This window comes from Janthinobacterium sp. LS2A, from assembly GCF_036543145.1.
GTDB classification, from domain to species: domain Bacteria; phylum Pseudomonadota; class Gammaproteobacteria; order Burkholderiales; family Burkholderiaceae_D; genus Janthinobacterium; species Janthinobacterium aestuarii.
Window position 1 is genome coordinate 271,359 of record NZ_JAZHPB010000001.1, and the last position, 18,220, is coordinate 289,578.

Consider the following 18,220-nt stretch of genomic DNA (forward strand, 5'->3'; position numbering starts at 1 on the left):
TTACGACGCGCAGTAGGTTTTGATAGGTGTTCTTAGTCGGCGACGGGCGCGCCTACATCGGCATCATCCGACAGCGCCAGGTCGCCCCGCTCGAAGGCTGCCAGGATGTCATTGGCGCGCGCCACGTCGTGTTCGCGCACCATCACGCGGGCGCCGCCGATGGCGGCCGCCAGCAGCATGTCGGCCTGCATGTGCTGGTCGTCCGTCAGCAGTACGTCGATGCCGGCCGCTGCCAGGCAGCCGCGGATGACGTGCGCATCCGTGGGGATCATCAGCCGGGCAATCAAAACATAGTCGTCGTGCATGGTCTCTCCTAGGGAGGTGGATTCTTCCCCATCTTAGCACCCGGATTGCACTTACAGCTTGAACACGCTCACCACCTGGTTCAGCTCCTGCGCCTGCTCCTGCAAGGCGTCGGCGGCCGCGGCCGCTTCTTCCACGAGGGCCGCGTTCTGCTGGGTCACCTGGTCCATCTGGGCGATGGCCTGGTTGACTTGCTCGATGCCGCTGCGCTGCTCTTCGCTGGCCTGCGCGATTTCGGCCATGATGGTGCTCACTTGCTGCACGCTGGCCACGACGGTGTCCATGGTGGCGCTGGCCTGGCTCACTTGGGCGTGGCCCAGGTCCACCGTGCTGGCCGACGCCTGGATCAGGTCCTTGATGTCTTTCGCCGCTGCCGTCGAGCGCTGCGCCAGAGTGCGCACCTCGGTGGCGACGACGGCAAAGCCGCGTCCCTGCTCGCCGGCCCTGGCCGCTTCCACGGCCGCGTTCAAGGCCAGGATATTCGTCTGGAAGGCGATGCCGTCGATGACGCCGATGATGTCGGCGATCTTGCTTGACGAGCTGCGGATGGCGTCCATGGTGCTGGCCACCTGCGCCACGGCCGCGCCGCCTGTTGCAGCCAGGCTGGACGAGTCGTGCGCCAGCCTGCTTGCCTGCTGCGCGTGATCGACGTTCTGGCGCACGGTGGAGCTCAGTTCCTCCATCGAGGCGGCCGTTTCTTCCAGCGAACTGGCTTGCTGCTCCGTGCGGCTCGACAGATCCAGATTGCCGCTGGCGATTTCACCGGACGCCGTGGCGATTTGCCCGGCGCTGCCGCGCACGTTGCCGACCACTTGCGACAGGTTGTCGCTGATGCGGTTCATGGCCAGCAGCAGGCGGCCGATTTCATCCAGGCTGGTCGTATCGAGGTGCACCGTCAGGTCGCCGGCGGCGATTTGCGCGGCGGCCGTTTCGGCGGCGGCCAGCGGGCGCGACACGAGGGTGCGCACGAGCCAGTACAGCAGCAGGGCGAAGACGAGCAGGGCGATGAAGCCGGAAACGGCCAGCTGGTTGCGCATCTGGCGCGCTTCCGCCGTGATCTCGTCCGTGAAGGTGCCGCCCGCGATGATCCATTGCCAATCCTTGAATTGACGGTAGTACAGCTGCTTTTCGCGCGCGCTGGCAGCCGTTTCGCCGGGCGCCGTCCACGTGTAGCGCATGGCGCCGTCTTTTTGCGCCAGCATGTCCTGGATGAACAGGCGCCCGTCGCTGGCCTTGAAGTCGAGCGCGCTCTTGCCTTCGCTGTTCGGGTGCAGCACCAGGTGGCCGTAGTTGGCGCCGGGGGCCGTGTCGACGATATAGATGTAGCCCGTCTGGCCGATCTTGACCTGGCGAATCTTCTCTTTCAGCATGGCCAGATTCTTGCTGATATCGAGGCCGATGAACAGCACGCCCACCACCTTGCCGCCCGCATCGCGCACGGGATCGTATTGCGTGATGTATTGCTTGCCGAACAAGGTGGCCATGCCGACAAAGCGCTGGCCCGCGCGCAGCGGTGCATAGCTGGGGTGGTTGTGGTCGAGCTGGGTGCCGACGGCCCGTTCGCCATCCTGCTTTTTCAGCGAGGTGCTGATGCGCACGAATTCATCGCCATTGGCGGCAAAAATGGTGGCGATCACGCCTGTCTGGGCCGTGTAGCGGTCGACCAGGGCCGTGTCGAGGTTGAGCACCTTGCCGCCGTTGGCCAGCGCGGGCGTGGCCTTGCCAGCGACGGCCACCATGGCGCCCGCGTCGACCGTGAACGGGCCGGGAAATTCGGCCGCGAACAGGCGGGCAAAGCTGGCCGCCTCGTTGACCATGGCCGTATGGAATACTTGCGTGGTCGTCATGACGCTATTGAGTTCGCTGGTGACGGCCGCTTCGGCGCGCTGTTCCAGGGCAGTCGAGGTGCGGATGCTGATCAAGGTCGTCAGGCTGGCGAGGATCAGGCTGACGAGGGCAAACGTGAACACGGTAATCTTGCCGCCGACACTCCAGTGGCGGGGGGAGAACGAAATTGTAGGCATAGTTTGAGTCTGGCAAAGGGTAATCAGCTCGGCCATTCCTGGTCATGACATGACACGCGGGGAGGGGATCTGGTGGGGATACTGCTGAAACGGAGGCGCGCCGGCTGTGGGAGCCGCGCACGGGCAAGCTCGATTTCAGGGCGCGATGATAGCATGTTGCTTGCGTTTTGTTACTAAGTGTTTCCCGCAGGAATTAATTTTTCGCGTAAAAACATCATCCACGTCAAGGATCGCAAAAACAGTCCATTGACTTTTTTTGATTCCAATGAAGCGTTTTGCTCTTCGCCGCTGAGTGGTGATGCAATTTTTGTCACGAATGTTTCACTTTGTAATGAATGAGACGCCATCCTTAATCCGCGTTTAAGCTTCCGGGAAGAAACTGATATTCCTTGGGAGACTGCCAGGCCGTATCCTGTAGAATAATATGCAGACCAGTCGTGTATTCCCCTTACTGTCTTGCTGGCTGGCGCATGAATAGCTGCGCCGCCTGGAATTGATTCAACTAATTTTCGGAGAAGCCGATGAAGAAGCAAATGATGCTGGTCACCCTGGTGCTTGCCCTGTCAGCCAACGCTGGCGCAGCCCAGACGGACAAGAGCGCCGCTCCTCCGCTACCCATGAAGCCGCTGGCCCAGCAAACGCAGGCCGCCTTGTGGGCATCGCGCGTATTGACGCGCGTCCATTACAAGGCCATGCCGCTCGACGACGCCATGTCGGAGAAAATCTTCGACCGCTATTTCAAGTCCCTGGACGCGGAAAAACTGTTTTTCGTGCAGGCCGATATCGACCGTTTCGCCCCGCTGCGCACCAAGCTCGACGACGCCATCATCAATGAAGACCTGACGTCGCCGTTTGCTATCTATAACTTGTACCAGCAGCGTTTCGACGAGCGCATGGCGTATGCGCGTGAATTGCTGAAAACCAAGTTCGACTTTGCCGCCGACGAGAGCTACCAGATCGACCGCGAAAAAGCCGCCTGGCCGAAGAATGACGAGGAAGTGCGCGACCTGTGGCGCAAACGCGTCAAGAACGACTGGCTGCGTTTGAAGCTGGCAGGCAAGGAAGACAAGGCCATCCGTGAAACGCTGGACAAGCGCTATGAAAGCTACACGACCCGTGCGCGCAAGCTCAACAGCGAAGACGTGTTCCAGATTTTCATGAACGCCTACGCCATGTCGATCGAACCGCATACCAATTACCTGGGTCCGCGCGCTTCCGATAACTTCGACATCGCCATGCGGCTGTCGCTCGAAGGCATCGGCGCCGTGCTGCAGACGCGCGACGAATACACGGTCGTGCGCGAAGTCGTGCCTGGCAGCCCGGCCGGCTTGTCGGGCAAGCTGAAAGTCGGCGACCGCATCGTCGGCGTGGGGCAGGGCGAAAGCGGCCCCATCACCGAAGTGCTGGGCATGCGCATCGATGACGTGGTCCAATTAATCCGCGGCGCCAAGGATTCCGTCGTGCGCCTCGACATCCTGCCGGCCGACGCCGGCCCCGACGCCAAGCACGTGATCGTGCCGCTGGTGCGCAAGAAAATCAGCATGGAAGAGCAGGCGGCGAAGAAATCGATCATCGAAGTGCGCGACAACGGCGTCAAGCGCCGTATCGGCGTCATTGCGCTGCCGACCTTCTACCAGGACTTCGAAGCGCGCCGCCGTGGCGACAAGGATTTCAAGAGCGCCACGCGCGACGTCAGCCGTTTGCTGGCCGAGTTGAAGAAGGACAAGGTGGACAACGTCCTCATCGACTTGCGCAACAATGGCGGCGGTTCGCTGAACGAAGCCGTCGAACTGACGGGCCTGTTCATCGACAAGGGCCCTGTCGTGATGCAACGCAATGCCGAAGGCAAGGTCGACGTGGAAAGCGACACCAATACCGGCCTGGCCTGGGATGGCCCGATGGGCGTGCTGATCAACCGCGGCTCGGCCTCGGCGTCTGAAATTTTCGCCGCCGCCGTGCAGGATTACGGCCGTGGCGTCATCATCGGCGAAGGCAGCTTCGGCAAGGGTACGGTACAGACCTTGTTCAACCTCGACCGCTTCGGCGGCAGCGAGAAAGCCCGTTTCGGCGAGCTGAAAATGACCATCGCCCAATTCTTCCGCATCAACGGCGGCACCACGCAGTTGCGCGGCGTCACCCCCGACATCAAGCTGCCAGCCATGTCGGACACGGAAAACTTCGGCGAATCGAGCTATGACAATGCCCTGCCATGGGTGGCCATCAAGCCGGCGCCGTACATGCCGACGGGCGACCTGAAGGATATCGTGCCGCTGCTGGACAAGAAGCATGAAGCGCGCGTGGCCAAGGATAAGGATTTCCAGTACTTGCTCGATGACATCGCCCTCGTCGTCAAGCAGCGCAAGGAAAACCAGATTTCGCTCAATGAAACCGTGCGCCGCAAGGAGCGCGATGCCCAGGAAGCGCGCGCCAAGGCCCGTGAAAAACGCCTGATCGCGCAGATTTCGAATCCTGCCGACGACCTCGTGGTAATTCCCGATCCGAAGGACGTGCTGAAGGGCGCGAAAGCGGCTAACAAGACGGCCAAGCAGATCGCGGCCGTGAAGGGCGCCTTGCGCACCGACGATGGCCTGCAGGGCGACGAACGTGCGCTGAGTGCCGAGCTGGATGCCGAAACGGCCGCCAAGAGTGCCAAGGACGTGCTGCTGAACGAAGCGGCGCGCATCCTGGCCGACGAAGTGGCGCTGATCAAGGCCGACACCCGTCTGGCGTCCAAGGTCTTGCCGTACGCCGCGGATGTGAAGGCGACGCCGGTGGCGGCGACAGCGAAGTAAGGAGCGTGGAGCAAGGGGAGGGGAGAGTTATCTGTTTCGCGTATTTCTATCATTCTAACAATCAATTGGTTTGATATGCCGCGATGCAGCATAATTCACTTGTCTCCTCTATTCTCCTCCAAGAAAATAGATTCAGCCCGCTCCTTGTAGCGGGCTTTTTTTTGTCTCAGATTTTGTGCGTGGGCAGTTGTACGTCGGGGTGGGCGGCCAGCAGGGCCGTGATCCAGCCGGCGAACGCCTGCAGCTTGGGCGTGGCCAGGCGGCCTTGCGGCGTCAGCAGTGACATCGGCATCGGCGTCGGCGGGCAGTCGGGCAGCACGGCCACCAGCGCGCCGCTGTCGAGGTGCTGGCGCACCTGGTACATGGCCGCCTGCGCCACACCCAGCCCTTGCAGTGCGCAATCGACGCTCGCATCCGCGTCGTTGACGGCGATGGGGCCGGCCATCTGCACGCGCACCACTTCCTTGCCTTGTTGGAAATCCCAGTCGAAGGCGCGTCCCGTGCGGCCCGAATAATGCATGATGCCCCGGTGCTCTGCCAGGTCGGCCAGGGTGTGCGGCGTGCCGTGCCGCGCCAGGTAGGCGGGCGCGGCGCACGTGGCGAAGCGCATCAGGCCGACCTGCTTGCCGATGAAGGCGGAATCTTGCAAGGTGCCCACGCGCAAGGCGCAATCGATGCCTTCCTGCGTCAGGTCAACCAGGCGGTCCGTCAGGCTCAGCTGCAATTGCACGTCGGGATACGCGGCATGGAATTGCGCGATATGGGGAATGATCAGGCGCCGGCCCACGGTATTGGGCAGGTTGATACGCAGCAAGCCGCGCGGTTTTTTCGCGTCGGGACCACGAAACGCCAGTTCCGCCGTATCGACGGCTTTCAGGATGTCGATGCAGTGGCGAAAGTACTCGGCCCCTTCCGGTGTCAGCGACAGGCGGCGCGTGGTTCGCTGCAGCAATTGCGTGCCCAGATAGGCTTCCAGCTTTTGCAGGGTGGCCGTCAGCGCGGCGCGCGGTAAATTCAATGTTTCGGCCGCCTTGGAAAAACTGTTGGCCTCGACGATGCGCACGAAGGTTTGCATGGCCTTGATCTTGTCCATGGGATAGTTTCCGTTTGATTGTTCATCTTATGTGAAAAGTATGAGTAGATTATGCCCTAATTATCTTTGCCACAGTTTTGCCTAGAATGGCAACATCTCTACCGAACCGAGGAAACAACATGAACAAGGCCTCACCGTCTGCTCCCCACGACATTTCACCCGCCATGGTGCTGCTGCTGGCCATCGCTTCCGGCCTGATCGTGGCCAATCTGTACTACGCGCAAACCCTCGTCGGGCCCATCAGCGCCTCGACGGGCCTGTCGGCCAAGGCCGCCGGTCTCATCGTCACCCTGACGCAAGTCGGCTATACCCTGGGCCTGCTGTTTGTCGTGCCTTTGGGTGACTTGCTGGAAAACCGCCGCCTGATCGTCACCGCCTTGCTGGTGACGGCCACGGCTCTCGTGGCGGCGGCTCTCTCGACGGGCGCCATCGTGTTCCTGGCCGCCGCGCTGGCCATCGGGCTCGGTTCCGTGGCGGCGCAAGTGATCGTGCCGTTTGCCGCCCACCTGTCGCAGGAAGCGACGCGCGGCCAGACGGTGGGCAAGGTGGTCAGCGGCTTATTGCTGGGCATCATGTTGGCCCGCCCCGTGGCCTCGCTGGTGGCTGCGCACGCGAGCTGGCACGTGGTGTTTGGCGGTGCCGCCGTGCTGATGGTACTGCTGGCGCTAGTCCTGCGCCGCGCCTTGCCCGTGCGCCAGCCCGTGTCGAGCATGAAATATCCCGCCCTGATGGCTTCGCTATGGCATCTGCTGCTGGGCACGCCCGTGCTGCGCCGCCGCGCCGCCTATCACGCGGGCCTGTTTGGCGCTTTCAGCCTGTTCTGGACCGTCACGCCGCTGGTGCTGTCCAGCCCCGCGTTCGGCCTGTCGCAAACGGGCATCGCCATCTTTGCCCTGGTGGGCATGGCTGGCGCCGTCGCTTCGCCCATCGCCGGCCGCCTGGCCGATGCGGGCCACACCTTGCCGGCCACGGCCGTTGCGCTGGCGCTGGGCATCGTCGCGTTTGCCTTGCCGATGTTTGCGCCTGAATCGAAACATGTAGCGCTGGGGCTGCTGGTGGTCGCTTCCATCGTGCTCGACATGGGCGTGGCGGCCAATCTGGTGCTGGGTCAGCGCGCCATCTTCAGCCTGGGTGCGGAAGTGCGGGGCCGCCTGAACGGCCTGTATTTCGCGCTGTTCTTCGCCGGTGGCGCGGCGGGCTCGGCCATCGGCGCCTGGGTATATGCAAGCTACGGCTGGCAGGCAACCTTGCTGACTGGCATGGCGTTTCCAGGCCTGGCCTTGCTGGTGTGGCTGGGCGAATTTTTACCGCAGGCCACGCGCCGCACGGCTTGAAACCCTGATGGGGCCTCATTATCACTGATGAGTATTTCTATCATCATAAAGATAAAGTGGCGTGATATGCCGCAATGCCGCAAGATGCACTTGTCTCCTCTATCTCCTCCAAGGAAATAGATTCAGCCCGCTTCCGTAGCGGGCTTTTTTTTGCCTGTTCAGATCAAATCACCACCAGATCGAGCGCGCGCATGAAGTTCGCCGCCTGCGCATGCGTGATGACGGCGCCTTTCAGCAGCGCCGCTTCGCTCAATTTGAAACCGTCGATATCGGCGCCGCGCAAGTCCGCGCCCTGGAACTTCGCCAGTTTGATGGTGGCATTGCGCAGGCTGCCGCCTTCGAAGACGGCTTCGCGAAAGTCGCAGCCGGCCAGGTAGGCATCGGAAAAATCCAGCTGTTTTAAGATCGCCTTGCGGAACGAGAAGCCGCGCAAGTCGGCGCCCACCAGCAGGCTGTCTTCGAAGGTGAGACCCAGGTGGGCCACTTCCTCGAAAGACGCGCCCGTCAGCTTGCAGCCGCGATAGGTGGCCGAGGCCAGCTTGGCGCGCCGCCATTTCGTGTTGTTCAGGTCGCAGCCTTCGAAACTGGCGTCGACGGCGTCGACGGATTCGAAATCGGCGCTGCCGGCGCGGCAGCGGCGCCAGGTGCTGCGTGCCAGCTTGCTGGCGAACAAGCTGGTGTCGGCAAAGGTGCAGCGCTCGAAAGTGCAGCCTTGCAAATCGAGGCGCGACAGGTCTTCGCCGTCGAACACGCAATCGATGAAGTGGCGTACCGGCAAGGCCAGCTGTTGCTCGATGCCGGCGCGGTCCAGGGTCATGCCAGTTACTGCGGTGTCGTGTGTTGCCATCCGTCTAATTCCTAAAGTAAAAAACAGGGGAGGGATGGCGCGGCGGGAAAAATGCACGAACCAGAACACCTCCCCGGCTGGTGGTACAGCCAAGGGTCAGCGCCGTGGGTCCGCGTGGGCGGGAGCATGCCGGACTGTGCCGGGCACTTACCGGGTTACCAACCGGTGCGCTCATTTTCGATCAGCCTGCATTGTAACGGCTTGACTACACACTTGCCAGTTCTTGCGAAGCCGGGTTAGTATCGTTGCAGGCACACGCATTGTGCCAACGTCGCTCGGACGGATCCGGGCGCTTACGTATAGAGATACCATGACCGACAGCCAAGCTCCGCGCAGCTTTTCGCGCATCAATCGCCTTCCCCCCTACGTTTTCAATATCACCGCCGAACTCAAGATGGCCGCGCGCCGCCGTGGCGAGGACATCATCGACATGTCGATGGGCAATCCCGATGGCGCCACGCCGGCCCACATCGTGGACAAGCTGGTCGAGACGGTGAAACGCCCAGACACGCACGGCTATTCCGCGTCAAAAGGCATCCCCCGCTTGCGCCGCGCCATTGCACACTGGTACAAGAAGCGCTATGAGGTCGACATCGACCCGGACAGCGAAGCCATCGTCACCATCGGCTCGAAAGAGGGCCTGGCCCACTTGATGCTGGCGACACTCGACCGTGGCGACACGGTGCTGGTGCCGAACCCCAGCTACCCGATCCACATCTGGGGCGCCGTGATCGCGGGCGCCGATATCCGCTCCGTGCGCATGGGCCCGGGCGTGGATTTCTTTGCCGAACTGGAGCGGGCGATCCGCGAAAGCTACCCGAAACCGAAGATGATGGTGCTGGGTTTTCCATCCAACCCCACGGCGCAATGCGTGGAGCTGGAATTTTTTGAAAGAGTCGTCGCGCTGGCGAAGCAGCACAATATTCTGGTGGTGCATGACCTGGCGTATGCCGACATCACTTTTGATGGCTGGAAGGCGCCGTCCATCATGCAAGTGCCCGGTGCGCGCGACGTGGCCGTCGAGTTTTTCACCATGTCGAAAAGCTACAACATGGCGGGCTGGCGCATCGGTTTCATGGTGGGCAATGCGGAACTGGTGGCGGCCCTGGCGCGCATCAAGAGTTACCACGACTACGGCAGTTTCACGCCCGTGCAAGTGGCGGCCATTGCCGCGCTGGAAGGCGACCAAAGCTGCGTGACGGACATCTGCGCGCAATACCAGCGCCGCCGCGACGTGCTGGTGAAAGGCTTGCATGAAGCGGACTGGATGGTGGAAAAACCGAAGGCGTCGATGTACATCTGGGCGCATATCCCGGAAGCCTACCGCCACCTGGGCTCGCTGGAATTTGCCAAGCTGCTGCTGCAAAAAGCCAAGGTCAGTGTGTCGCCCGGCATCGGTTTCGGCGAATATGGCGATGAATACGTGCGCTTCGCCCTGATCGAAAACGAGGCGCGCGTGCGGCAGGCGCTGCGGGGCATCAAGAATATGTTGCGTTCCGGCGACGGGAAAACGGAAGCGGCAGCATAAAAGTTGCCGTGTGGAATGCTTCGTTGCCCCTAATATCACTATCGCGTATTTCTGACATCACGAATATAAAGTGGTTTTATATGCTGCGACGCGGCATCATTCCTCTGTCTCCTCTATCTCCTCCAAGGAAATAGATTCAGCCCGCTCCCGCAGCGGGCTTTTTTTTGCGCGTCCCCATCGCCGCTGTCCACCGCCGGCAACACCAGCGGCCCGCCGCCAGATCATAGGGCCAGGCCTTGCCCCTGCAAGAAGATCAGGTCGCCGCAAAAGCTGCAAAAATGACATTGTTGAGTGCTAGTATTTCGACTCGCCTGCCGATGCGCGCAGCTCGTCACCACTCTCCAATAATATCGGGAATCATCATGACCTCATTCATCAAGCCATTGTCCATTGCCGCCGTCGTGGGTACCTTGTTCGCCAGCGTCGTTCCTGCCAGCCCGGCTTCGGCGGCGGGCGCCGTCAAGCCCACCATCGTCCTGGTCCATGGCGCGTTTGCCGATGCATCGAGCTGGGACGGCGTCGCCGCCATCCTGGCAAAAGACGGCTACACCGTCATCGGCGCGGCCAATCATCTGCGCAGCGTCAAGAGTGACGCCGATTCCGTGGCCCGCGTCGTCAACAGCGTGCCTGGCTCCGTCGTGCTGGTGGGGCACTCCTACGGCGGTTCGGTGATCAGCGCGGCTGCCCAGGCAGGCGGCAACGTCAAGGCGCTGGTCTACGTGGCGGCTTTTGCGCCCGATGCCGGCGAGACGGCCGCTGGCCTGTCGGGCAAATATCCGGGCGGCACCTTGGGTACGGCCTTGGCCAAGCCCGTACCGCTGGCCGATGGCAGTAACGACCTGTTTATCGAGCAGGCCAAGTTCCACGACCAGTTCGCCGCCGATTTGCCGGCGGCCAAGGCGCGCCTGATGGCGGTCGGCCAGCGTCCGATCACGGATGCGGCGCTGAACGAAGCTTCGCCTGCGCCAGGCTGGAAGAGTATCCCGTCCTGGTTTGTCTACGGCAAGGCAGACAAGAATATTCCCGCAGAAGCGCTGGCCTTCATGGCCAAGCGTGCCAACGCGAAGAAAACCGTCGTGATCGACGGCGCTTCCCACGTGGTGATGAGCTCGCATCCGGCGGAAGTGGCCAAGCTGATCGAAGAAGCGGCTGGCAGCGTCAAGTAAGCAACCAGGGCATCACGCCAAGATATTGATGGGGCTTATCTTGCTCATCACAACACATGATTGGCGTGATATGCCGCAATGCGTCAAGATGCATCTGTCTCCTCTACTTCCTCACAGGAATTAGATTCAGCCCGCTCCCGCAGCGGGCTTTTTTTTGCGGCTATGTCACCGTCAGATGTGGGAATCCTCCCAGCGTTGCTCTCAATAACGTTTCTGGCGAGCGGATGCGCCTGGCATCGAGTATCCAGCGCCACCCCAGATAATTTGGCAGGTAGCGCGTCGCCACGCCGTGAAACGGACCCAGCCATTGCCGCAAACGGCTGTGATACGCATTGACGTTCTGCACGTGGGCGGCGCCCTGCACGCGGATGCCGGCGCGCAAGTTGACGGCCTGGTGGCTGATACCCGCTTCCCGGGAAAAAGCCCGGTAGGCGGCATGGCCATCGGTGACCAGCAGCACGTCCTTGTCGATGACAGGTAACAGGCAATGACGCAACTGCGCCTTGGTCAGCGCCCCTTTGCCCGTGATGAAGTCCAGGGTCTGGCCCGTGCGGTCACGCGCCACCAGGATGCAGACCTGCTCATTGGAAATGCCGCGTTTGTGGGCATGGCAGCCCCGGCGGCGCGCCGGACGCGTCATCTGCCGCGATCCCTTTTCCGATTCCAGCAGATATAACTCGTCGGCCTCGGCGATGCCATGCGGCCGATCCGTCTTTGCCAACGACAAAAACCGGTGACGCCAGCGAAACGTGGTGTTGCGGTGCACACCCAATTGGCTGGCAGCCTGGCGCACCGAAGATGAGTCGAGCAGGCAATCGGCATAATCGAGCCACAGCGCCTTGTGGCGCAAGCGGGCCAGCGGCGTGCCCGTCAAAGCATTGAAGGTACGGCCGCACGGCACGCAACGGTAGCGCTGCAGGCCGTGCGCATGGCCATGCCGGTGCAAGTGCGCCGAGTGGCAGGCGGGACAGGCCAATCGCGGCTGGGCCACACTTTCCAGCAGCGCGACGGTCGCGTCGTGTGGAGAGTTGCCACGCAGCAGGGCAATGCCTGCCTGCCGCTGGCGCCGGTTCAACTGCGCAAACTGCGCGATAAAACTGATCCATTCGGCTGGCTGCATGATCTGCTCCCTGCGTGGTGAGTATGCAGAGTCAGACAGCACAAGCAAGGGAAGATTCCGGCATTTCCCCTATTTGCCGATGACAGAGCCTTTTTTGCCCCGACGTTTGTCAATGTTCCCCGGTACCGGTAAACCGCCGCACGGCCACTTCCCACTGCTGCATCAGACTGGCAGCCTGGTCTCGGCCGATGGTGGGCAAGAACGTCCTGTCGGCGCGCCAGTGCGACGCCAGTTCGTCGGTGCCTTGATACAGGCCGATGGCCAGGCCCGCCAGGTAGGCCGCGCCCAATGCCGTCGTTTCGATCACTTGCGGGCGCACGACGGGGATGCCCAGCAAGTCGGCCTGGAATTGCAGCAGCAGGTTGTTGGCGCAGGCGCCGCCGTCCACGCGCAGTTCCGTGATCGGCGCTTGCGCGTCGCGCGTCATGGCGCCCAGCAGGGCGGCGCTCTGGAAGGCGATGGCTTCCAATGCCGCGCGGGCGATGTGGCCCACCGTGCTGCCGCGGCTCAGGCCCAGGATGGCGCCCTTGGCGGACGGCACCCAGTATGGCGCGCCGAGTCCCGTAAACGACGGTACGAAGACCACGCCGCCCGAATCGGGCACGGAGGCGGCCAGGCCTTCCGCTTCGCCCGCGTGGCCGATGGCACCGAGGCCGTCGCGCAGCCATTGCACCACGGCGCCGCCGATGAAAACGCTGCCTTCGAGCGCATATGTCGGCTGCGCGCCCACCTGGCAGGCGGCTGTGCTGATCAGGCCATGCTGCGATTGCGCGCACTGTTCGCCGGTATTCAGCAACAGGAAGCAGCCCGTGCCATAGGTATTCTTGGCCATGCCCGGCTTGAAACAGGTCTGGCCGAACAGCGCCGCCTGCTGGTCGCCGGCGATGCCGCCGATGATGACGGGGCTGCCCAGTACGTCCGCATCCGTTTCGCCATATACGTGGCTTGATGGGTGGACGGATGGCAGCAGGCTGGCGGGAATGCCCAGCCAGTCGAGCAGTTGCGCATCCCAGCAGCCTTCATGCAGGTTCCACAGCATGGTGCGCGAGGCGTTGGTGACGTCGCTCACGTGCAGACGTCCGCCCGTCATTTTCCACGCCAGCCACGTATCGATGGTGCCGAAGGCCAGTTCGCCGCGCATGGCCCGCGCGCGGGCGCCGGGCACGGCGTCGAGTATCCAGCGCAGCTTGGTGCCGGAAAAATACGGGTCGAGCACCAGGCCCGTCTTGGCATGGATGGCGCCGGCCAGGCCGCGCGCGCGCAAGTCTTCGCACAACGCTTCCGTGCGGCGGTCTTGCCAGACGATGGCGTTGTAGACGGGTTCGCCCGTGGCGCGGTCCCATACCACCGTCGTTTCGCGCTGGTTGGTGATGCCCAGCGCACCGAGCTCATCGGCCCGCAAGCCCGTCTTGGCCAGCACTTCGCGGCAAGTCTCGATCTGGCTGTGCCAGATTTCCATCGGGTCGTGTTCGATCCAGCCCGGCTGCGGGAACAGCTGGCGAAACTCGCGCTGCGCCACGGCGACGATGGCGCCTGCTTCATCGAACACCATGCTGCGCGAACTCGAGGTGCCCTGGTCGAGGGCCAGCAAATACGTCATGCCGCCACCTCCTGCGCCAGATGGACCGCCAGCCACTGCTGCACGCGCGCCACGTCGGCCGGCGCGCAGCGCAGCCCCAGCTTGCTGCGCCGCCACAGGATGTCATCGCTGCTCCTGGCCCATTCCACCTCGATCAGATAGCACGCTTCGGCTTCGTACAGGCCGGGTGCCAGCTGCGCGCCCAGGTCGGCCATCGAGGTGGCGCCTGTCAGCAGGCGTGTGGCGCGGCTGCCGTAGGCGCGCGCATAGCGGCGCGCCAGCGCAGGCGGTAGCCAGGCGTGGTCGCGCTGGAAGTGGGCGAGGAAACCGTCGAAATCATGGCTGTCCACGAGCCGGTTTGGCTGCTGCAGGTCGCCGCCGGGCAGGGGCGCCTCGGCCGTCCACGCCGCGGCGGTATTGTCCAGCAGGGGCGCCAGCAAGCCCAATGCTTCCTCGGCCAGCTTGCGGTAGGTGGTGATCTTGCCGCCCCAGATATTGAGCAGCGGCGCGCCCGTCGCCGCCTTGCCGCGCGCCACTTCCAGCAGGTAGTCGCGCGTGATGGCCGACGCGTTCTGCGCGCTGTCGTCGAGCAGCGGGCGCACGCCGGAATACGTCCACACGACGTCGGCGGGGCCGATCTCGCGCTTGAAATAGCGGTTCGCCGCCTGGCACAGGTAATCGATTTCCATCTGGCTGATTTTGACCTGGCTGACTTCTCCCTTGTATTCCTCGTCCGTGGTGCCGATCAGGGTGAAGTCATCCTGGTAGGGAATGGCGAAGATGATGCGCTGGTCCGGGTTCTGGAAGATGTAGGCATGCGGATGCTCGAACAGGCGCGGCACGATGATGTGGCTGCCTTTGATCAGCCGCAGCCCCTGCGTCTTGCCGCCGCCGGCCGCACCGGCGAATTGCGCCGTCCACGGACCCGCCGCGTTGACGATGGCACGCGCGCGCAGGGTCTTGCGCTGGCCATCCTCGGCTTGCAAGGTGGCTTGCCAGTCGCCGCCATCGCGGCGCGCGTCGACGCAAGCCGTGCGCGTGAGGATGTGCGCGCCGTGTTCCTGCGCATCGAGCGCATTGAGCACCACCAGGCGCGCATCGTCGACCCAGCCGTCGGAGTACACGAAGCCCTTGCGGTAGCCGGCCTTCAGCGGCGCGCCTGCCGCGTGCCTGTCCAGCGCGATGCCTTGCGAGGCGGGCAAAAAGGCCCGCTTGGCCAGGTGGTCGTACAGGAACAGGCCCGCGCGTATCATCCAGGCGGGGCGCTGGGCGGCGTCGTGCGGCATGACGAAGCGCATCGGCCACATGATGTGGGGCGCGGCGCGCAGCAGCACTTCGCGTTCCTGCAGCGCCTTGCGCACCAGCTTGAATTCATAGTATTCGAGGTAGCGCAGGCCGCCGTGTATCAGCTTGGTGGAGGCGGACGAGGTGTGCTGCGCCAGGTCGTGCTGTTCGCACAGCACCACGCGCAAGCCGCGGCCGGCCGCGTCGCGCGCGATGCCGGCGCCATTGATGCCGCCGCCGACGACCAGCAGGTCGCAGTCGGCGGGCAGGGAGGAAAAGCGGGAAGCGGACATGGAAGACTCGTCTGGTAAAGGTAAAAGAAAATTAAGTGCCGTCTCAGGCGAGCAGCGACAGCACGGGCGGCAGCACGAGGGCCAGGCCGGCGATCAGCAGCAACACGAAGACGGCGCGGCGCACGTGTTCGATGGGCAGGCGCGAAGGGTGGCGGCGCGCCAGCCACGTCAGGCCCATCACCAGCGGCAAGGCCTCGAGGGTCAGCCAGAAGGCCGTCATGCTGAACTGGCCATGCGCCAGCACGAGGACCAGGCGCAGCACGGCATTCGCGGCGAACAGCACGATCAGCGAATGGCGGATCATGTCGGCCGGCCATGGCTGGCGGTACAGGTGGTACACCATGGGCGGGCCGGCGCTGGCGAACAGGCCGCCCATCACGCCAGACACGCCGCTGAAGAGCAGAAACGCGGGCAGGCTTGACTGCCGCGCCCGCGCGCTGGCGCGCAGCACCAGCATGAAGGCGCAGATGACGATGGCGCAGCCGAGCAGGAAGCGCAGCACGCTTACTTGCTGCGCGCTGAACCAGCCCAGCAGGGCCACGCCCGCGCCCACGCCCAGCTGGCTGACGGCCAGCGAGGGGCCGAACACGGGCCAGGCCAGTTGCGGGCGCGTGCGGCCAAACGTGATGGCCGCGTTGACCAGCACCAGCACGCTGACCACGTTGGCGACGTCGCCCAGGCTGGCCAGGTGCAGCACGGCCGTCAGGCCCAGCAGGATCAGGCCAAACGCAAAACCCGTCAGGTTCTGCGCGACGCTGGCCAGCGCCACGCAGGCCAGGAACAGCAAGTGCGACGCCACGCTCATGCCAGACTCATTTCGCCAGCGACAGGAAGAAGTCCTGCTGCGCGCAGCCGCGCCGCACGAAGACGGGCGGCTGGCCCAGCGGCGCATCGACTTCCACGCGCTGGCCGCCTTCGAACGCGGCGCCGCTCCACAGGTGGATCCAGGCGTCGCCCTGCGGCAGGTAGGCGCTCCAGCGCGCGGCGCCGGCCGCGTGCACGGGCGCCACCAGCAGGTCGGGGCCGAACAGGTACTGGTCCTGGATGGCGTAGGTGGCGCGGTCGTGTTCATAGTGCAGGAACAGTGGGCGCTGCAGCGGCAGGCCGCGCGCCACGGCCTCTTCGGCCAGGGCGCGGATGGTGGGCGCCAGCGCCACGTGCAGTCGCGTCATGCGGGCGAAGTGGCGGAACACGTCTTCATCCTGGTAGAACTGGAAGTTTTCGTCGGGACGGTTGCCTTCGTGCGTGCGCATCATCGATGTGAATACGGCCATCTCCGTCCAGCGCTGGAACAGTTCGGCCGTGCGCAGGTTGCCGAACAAGCTCGTATAGCCGCCGATATCGCTGTGGTGGTAGGCGTTGCCCAGGATGCCCGAGGACAGGGCGCCGCAGATCACCGTCTGCAAACCGTCGTGGCGGCTGAAGTCGACCGACTGGTCGCCCGCCCACAGCAGCGGGCAGTGCGCCTGCACGCCCGTGTAGCCGGCGCGCATGAAGAAGGTGGCGTCGCCCGTCTTGCCGGCCCGTTCGATGGCGCGCGCATTGACTTCGGCCCACAGGGTCGGCCACGCGTTGTGCATCAGGCGCGCGTCGGTGCGATTGTGCAGGCGCAGGTCGATCGGCAGGTATTCGCCGAAATCGGCCATCCAGCCGGACAGGCCGAAATCGAGCATTTCCTGGCGCAGGATGCGTTCCTCGAACCACAGCGCGGCGGCCGGATTGGTGAAGTCGACGACGCCGCAATCGAATTCGCCGAAGTCCACCAGGTAGGCGCCGCCATCGATGGCGGTCGCCAAAAAGCCCTGCTGCAGCGCTTCCTGGTACAGGGTGCCGTCGTTGCACAGGTAGGGATTGACGTAGCCGAGGAAGCGGATCTCCTGCCTGGCCAGGTCGGCGATCCAGTTCTTCAGGTCAGGGTAGCGCTGCGGCTGCCAGCGCCAGTCCCAGAACAAGCGTTTGCCGAACGAGGTCTGGCGCAAGCCCACCCAGTCCTCGCACCATAGGGCGCTGACGGGCAAGCCGTGTTCCTGCGCCTGCGCCAGGATGGTGCGCGCGTGCTCTTCGCCGCCTTTCAGGCCCAGCATCGCGCCATTCTGCAGCCAGGCTGGCAGCTGCGGCTGGCGGCCGAAGCGCTGCGAGACGACGCCGACCAGGTCGGCGAAGGTCTCGGCCAGCATGAATTCCAGGCGCTCTGGCATGGCCCAGAACTGCAGTTCATGGAAGTCGGGCTGGCGGAAATCGAAGTCCGCATACGCCGTCGTTTCCGCATGCAGGCAATAGCGCTGCGAAGAGATGAAGCTCGGTTGCGGATAATTCGTGTGGTAGTAGTCGCCGCCCGACTTGGACGTCACGTCCGCCTGCCACGTCAGATGCGTCGACTTGTCGCGGCCCACGCCCGGCTCCGACGTCCACAGGGGGAAGTGGCGTCCGCGCAGGTCGAAGTACGACATCTGCTCGCCGCAGCCCCATACATGCTCGTCCTGTTCCGCGGGCAGGCGCAGCCACAGCCGGTTCCAGCCCGGCGCCGCGTACTGCACCACCAGGTGCACGCCATGCGGCGTCGCTTGCACGGCCAGCACCAGTTGCGGTGCGTCGCCCGCATGGCGCGCAAAGCTCAGGGTGGCGGCGTCGCCATCCTGCGTGACGGCCAGCGCGCGCAGGGCATTGCGCTCCTCGACGTAATCCTCGATCTCGAAGTTACCACGGTACATTTCCATGCTTTCGCGGCCCTGGCCGACGAATACGCATGGCGCAGCGGCGCTGTGGCGCAGCAGCAAGCGGCCGGCGCAGCGCAGGGCGACGCTGTCATTTTCCTGGTGTAGTGTGTACTGCATGACGATCAACTCCTGTGAAAACC

Annotated in this window: 13 protein-coding genes; 4 read left to right on the forward strand and 9 right to left on the reverse strand. The window is 63.7% G+C overall.

The features are described 5' to 3' along the window. Window positions 1-32: 32 nt before the first annotated feature. Window positions 33-305, reverse strand: a complete 273-nt coding sequence (locus V3C40_RS01305) for a putative signal transducing protein (RefSeq protein ID WP_034755175.1) — start codon at window positions 303-305, stop codon at window positions 33-35. 51 nt (window positions 306-356) lie between these two features. Then, window positions 357-2,327, reverse strand: coding sequence for a methyl-accepting chemotaxis protein (locus V3C40_RS01310; RefSeq protein WP_331776258.1), 1,971 nt, complete (start codon window positions 2,325-2,327; stop codon window positions 357-359). 521 nt (window positions 2,328-2,848) lie between these two features. On the opposite strand from V3C40_RS01310, the gene V3C40_RS01315 reads away from it, so the two are divergent. Next, complete coding sequence (locus V3C40_RS01315; RefSeq protein WP_034755182.1) at window positions 2,849-5,119, forward strand: carboxy terminal-processing peptidase; 2,271 nt, start codon at window positions 2,849-2,851, stop codon at window positions 5,117-5,119. Between the two features lie 166 nt (window positions 5,120-5,285). Here V3C40_RS01315 and V3C40_RS01320 read toward each other — a convergent pair whose 3' ends face one another. Then, complete coding sequence (locus V3C40_RS01320; protein ID WP_331776259.1) at window positions 5,286-6,212, reverse strand: LysR family transcriptional regulator; 927 nt, start codon at window positions 6,210-6,212, stop codon at window positions 5,286-5,288. A gap of 119 nt (window positions 6,213-6,331) precedes the next feature. On the opposite strand from V3C40_RS01320, the gene V3C40_RS01325 reads away from it, so the two are divergent. Then, entirely contained in the window at window positions 6,332-7,546 is a 1,215-nt protein-coding gene (locus V3C40_RS01325) for an MFS transporter (protein WP_331776260.1), read from the forward strand. 163 nt (window positions 7,547-7,709) lie between these two features. On the opposite strand, the gene V3C40_RS01330 is transcribed toward V3C40_RS01325, so the two are convergent. Then, complete coding sequence (locus V3C40_RS01330; protein ID WP_442907205.1) at window positions 7,710-8,393, reverse strand: pentapeptide repeat-containing protein; 684 nt, start codon at window positions 8,391-8,393, stop codon at window positions 7,710-7,712. Between the two features lie 310 nt (window positions 8,394-8,703). Between V3C40_RS01330 and alaC the strand changes: the two genes are divergently transcribed. Together alaC and V3C40_RS01340 are read left to right on the forward strand one after the other, a co-directional pair. Then, window positions 8,704-9,921 (forward strand): alanine transaminase, encoded by a 1,218-nt coding sequence (gene alaC / locus V3C40_RS01335; RefSeq protein WP_331776261.1) that lies wholly within the window; start codon window positions 8,704-8,706, stop codon window positions 9,919-9,921. A 362-nt stretch (window positions 9,922-10,283) separates the two neighbouring features. After that, complete coding sequence (locus V3C40_RS01340; RefSeq protein WP_331776262.1) at window positions 10,284-11,087, forward strand: alpha/beta fold hydrolase; 804 nt, start codon at window positions 10,284-10,286, stop codon at window positions 11,085-11,087. 160 nt (window positions 11,088-11,247) lie between these two features. Here V3C40_RS01340 and V3C40_RS01345 read toward each other — a convergent pair whose 3' ends face one another. From V3C40_RS01345 to V3C40_RS01365, 5 genes are all read right to left on the reverse strand, one after another. Then, the gene (locus tag V3C40_RS01345; RefSeq protein ID WP_331776263.1) at window positions 11,248-12,207 is read right to left on the reverse strand and encodes an IS1595 family transposase; all 960 of its coding nucleotides are present in this window, start codon (window positions 12,205-12,207) and stop codon (window positions 11,248-11,250) included. 109 nt (window positions 12,208-12,316) lie between these two features. Continuing rightward, entirely contained in the window at window positions 12,317-13,807 is a 1,491-nt protein-coding gene (glpK, locus tag V3C40_RS01350) for a glycerol kinase GlpK (protein ID WP_070304885.1), read from the reverse strand. Further along, window positions 13,804-15,363 (reverse strand): glycerol-3-phosphate dehydrogenase, encoded by a 1,560-nt coding sequence (glpD, locus tag V3C40_RS01355; protein WP_070304887.1) that lies wholly within the window; start codon window positions 15,361-15,363, stop codon window positions 13,804-13,806. Before glpD ends, glpK begins: the two co-directional genes overlap by 4 nt. Window positions 15,364-15,406: 43 nt before the next feature. Further along, window positions 15,407-16,168, reverse strand: a complete 762-nt coding sequence (locus tag V3C40_RS01360) for a TSUP family transporter (RefSeq protein WP_331776264.1) — start codon at window positions 16,166-16,168, stop codon at window positions 15,407-15,409. 7 nt (window positions 16,169-16,175) lie between these two features. Further along, a complete protein-coding gene (locus V3C40_RS01365; protein WP_070304890.1) occupies window positions 16,176-18,197 on the reverse strand; it encodes an alpha-glucosidase in 2,022 nt (673 codons plus the stop codon). Between the last annotated feature and the right edge of the window lie 23 nt (window positions 18,198-18,220).